The organism is Pseudomonas sp. RGM2987 (assembly GCF_022952855.1).
GTDB lineage: Bacteria > Pseudomonadota > Gammaproteobacteria > Pseudomonadales > Pseudomonadaceae > Aquipseudomonas.
In genome coordinates this window covers 1-2,121 of record NZ_JALJDX010000039.1, presented here as the reverse complement: position 1 = coordinate 2,121, position 2,121 = coordinate 1, and the positions used below count along the sequence as shown (strand labels likewise).

Genomic DNA, 2,121 nt, shown 5'->3' with positions numbered 1-2,121 from the left:
CCAGGGCCTGGAGCGCGGCGAGGGCGGCGACCACGGTCTTGCCGGCGCCTACGTCGCCCTGGATCAGCCGCAGCATCGGCTCGGGCTGGCTCAGGTCGTAGGCGATTTCGTTGCCGACCCGTTGCTGGGCGCCGGTTGGGGTAAAGCCCAGGTTTGCCAGGTAGCGCGCCGGCAGCTCCCGGGCCTTGGGCATGGCCGGTGCGCGCAGGGAGCGCAGGCTTTCGCGCAGGCGCTGCTGGGACAGTTGATGGGTCAGCAGTTCTTCGAAGGCCAGGCGATGCTGGGCCCAGTGATGACCCAGGGCGAGTTCGTCGACATCGGCATCGGCCGGCGGGTTGTGCAGGTAGCGGATCGCGTCGGCCAGTGGCGCCAGTTGATAGTCCCGGGCCAGTTCGGTGGGCAGCCAGTCGGGCAGGCTGCTGGGGCCGAGCAGGGTCAGGGTTTGCATGCACAATTGGCGCAGGCGCTGTTGGGTCAGGCCTTCGGTGAGCGGGTAGACCGGGGTCAGGGTTTCATCCACCGGCGGCGGTTCGTCGCCGGTGATGGCGCGGTATTCCGGGTGATAGATCTCCAGCCCTGACGCACCAGGCCGCGCCTCGCCGTAGCAACGCACGCGGGTACCGCGCTTGAGGCCTTCCTTTTGCGCATTGCTGAAATGGTAGAAACGCAGGCTGAGCCCACCGGTGCCGTCCTGCAGGCGCACCACCAGGCTGCGGCGGCGGCCCATGACTACGTCGGCGCCGCTGACGGTGCCTTCGATCACCGCGTCCTGCCCAGGCCGCAAATGGCCGATGGGCACCACGCGGGTGCGGTCCTGGTAACGCAGCGGCAAGTGGAACAGCACGTCCTGGAGGTTTTCCAGGCCGACCTTGGCCAGTTTTTCGGCCATGGCTTCACCGACACCCTTGAGTGCCGTGACCGGCACCTTCGACAGCTCAGTCATGGCAGCGGCTTACTTGGCGGTGGGCGGCTTGGCCACGGAACACAGGCGGATCGAGTCAGCGAGGATCTCGATGGCCTTGGGTCGCGGGAAGCTGGCGCGCCAGGCGATGGCAACGGTGCGAAACGGCACGGGTGCCGAGAGCGGACGGACTTCGATCACGCCCGGGGCATAGTGATGGCTGTCCACCGCCGACAGCGGCAGGATCGAAATGCCCAGGCCTGAGGCGACCATGTGGCGGATGGTTTCCAGGGAGCTGGATTCCACCGTGGTGTGCTTGGCGCCTTCGCTGCCCTTGGTCAGGGTCGGGCAGGCTTCGAGGACCTGGTCGCGGAAGCAGTGGCCTTCGCCGAGCAGCAACAGACTCTTGTCGTTGAGCAGGCCGGCGTCGATGGTTTTTTTCTGGGTCCAGGGGTGCTGCGCCGGCATCAGGACGTAGAACGGTTCGTCGTAGAGCGGCAGTGTCAGCACGTCGGCTTCGTTGAACGGCAGGGCGATGATGATCGCGTCCAGTTCGCCGTTGCGCAGTTTGTCGCGCAGCACGTGGGTAAAGTTTTCTTCGATGTACAACGGCATCTGCGGGGCGACCCGGTGCAGTTGCGGAATCAGGTGCGGGAACAGGTACGGGCCGACGGTATAGATCGCGCCGACCTTCAGCGGGGCGGTCAGCTGGTTCTTGCCGGCCTGGGCCAATTCGCGGATGCCCTGGGCCTGCTCCAGCACTTTCTGCGCCTGGGCAACGATGCCTTCACCGACCGGTGTCAGGCGCACGGCACTTTTGCTGCGCTCGAAAATCAGCACACCGAGTTCGTCTTCGAGCTTTTTCACGCCCACCGACAGCGTCGGCTGGCTGACATGGCAACGCTCGGCCGCGTGGCCAAAGTGCTGCTCTTGGGCGAGGGTGACGATGTAGCGTAATTCTGTGAGGGTCATGGCGAGCGTCCGTGAAGTTGCGAGCCAAGCATACCGGCTGCAATCGATAGACGCACGTTATCAGACTGAGGGCGCGGTGCGACACTGGGTAATGCGGGCGGGGTCGTTGCCGGATATGAGCCAGGCACCTTTCGATGCCTCTGTCATGAGTGTACCCACTGTGGCGAGGGAGCTTGCTCCCGCTGGACTGCGTAGCAGGCCCTGGTCTAGTGGACGCGCTTTGGCTGCTGCTGCGCGTCCACTAGACC

2 protein-coding genes are annotated in these 2,121 nt (G+C 65.3%); both read right to left on the bottom strand.

Annotated features, from left to right (window positions below; translation table 11 throughout):
* The coding region (locus RGM2987_RS00220) for an OB-fold nucleic acid binding domain-containing protein (RefSeq protein WP_348529609.1) at window positions 1-943 on the bottom strand (943 nt) is incomplete at its 3' end.
* Window positions 944-952: 9 nt separating this feature from the next.
* Window positions 953-1,873, bottom strand: a complete 921-nt coding sequence (locus RGM2987_RS00215; protein WP_245138108.1) for a hydrogen peroxide-inducible genes activator — start codon at window positions 1,871-1,873, stop codon at window positions 953-955.
* Window positions 1,874-2,121: the final 248 nt, after the last annotated feature.

Excerpts from the sequence above, each read along its gene's own strand:
- RGM2987_RS00215 (WP_245138108.1), bottom strand. The coding sequence starts at position 1,873 with ATGACCCTCACAGAATTACGCTACATCGTCACCCTCGCCCAAGAGCAG.